Below are 808 nucleotides of genomic sequence, written 5' to 3'. Positions count from 1 at the left end.
GACTCGGTCACCAAGTCGAAGTTCGACAACAAATACGGCTGCAAGGAAAGCCTGGTCGACGGCATCCGCCGCGCCACCGACACCATGATGGCCGGCAAGGTCGCGGTGGTCTGCGGCTACGGCGACGTGGGCAAAGGCTCGGCGGCCTCTCTGCGCGGCGCGGGTGCCCGCGTGAAGGTCACCGAAGCGGACCCGATCTGCGCTCTGCAGGCGGCGATGGACGGCTTTGAGGTGGTGCTGCTGGAAGACGTGGTCTCCAGCGCCGATATCTTCATCACCACCACCGGCAACAAGGACGTGATCCGCATCGAGCATATGCGCGCGATGAAGGACATGGCCATCGTCGGCAACATCGGCCACTTCGACAATGAGATCCAGGTGGCGAACCTCAAGAACCACAAGTGGACCAACATCAAGGAACAGGTGGATATGATCGAGATGCCCTCGGGCAACCGCATCATCCTTCTGTCCGAAGGGCGCCTGTTGAACCTCGGCAATGCCACCGGTCACCCGTCCTTTGTGATGTCGGCCTCTTTCACCAACCAGGTTCTGGCGCAGATCGAGCTGTGGACCCGCGGTGAGGAGTATAAAAACGAGGTCTACATCCTGCCCAAGCATCTGGACGAGAAGGTCGCCCGCCTGCATCTGGAGCGTATCGGCGTCAAGCTGACCACGCTCAGCCCCGAGCAGGCCGCCTATATCGGCGTCACCCCGGAAGGTCCCTTCAAGCCGGAACACTACCGTTACTGACCGGCCCTACAGCAGAACACCACAAAGCCCCCGCAAATCATGCGGGGGCTTTTTTGTT

At 60.9% G+C, this 808-nt stretch carries 1 protein-coding gene; it reads left to right on the top strand.

The annotated features are described in order from the left end of the window. Positions 1–750, top strand: a 750-nt coding sequence (locus C6W91_RS21205) for an adenosylhomocysteinase (protein ID WP_370571619.1), incomplete at its 5' end; no start/stop codon positions are given. Positions 751–808 lie beyond the last annotated feature (58 nt).

It is taken from the genome of Phaeobacter sp. SYSU ZJ3003, from assembly GCF_041300735.1.
Classification (GTDB): domain Bacteria; phylum Pseudomonadota; class Alphaproteobacteria; order Rhodobacterales; family Rhodobacteraceae; genus Phycobacter; species Phycobacter gallaeciensis_A.
Note: the sequence above shows the minus strand (reverse complement) of the source record. Positions and strands in the feature narration are given on the sequence as shown.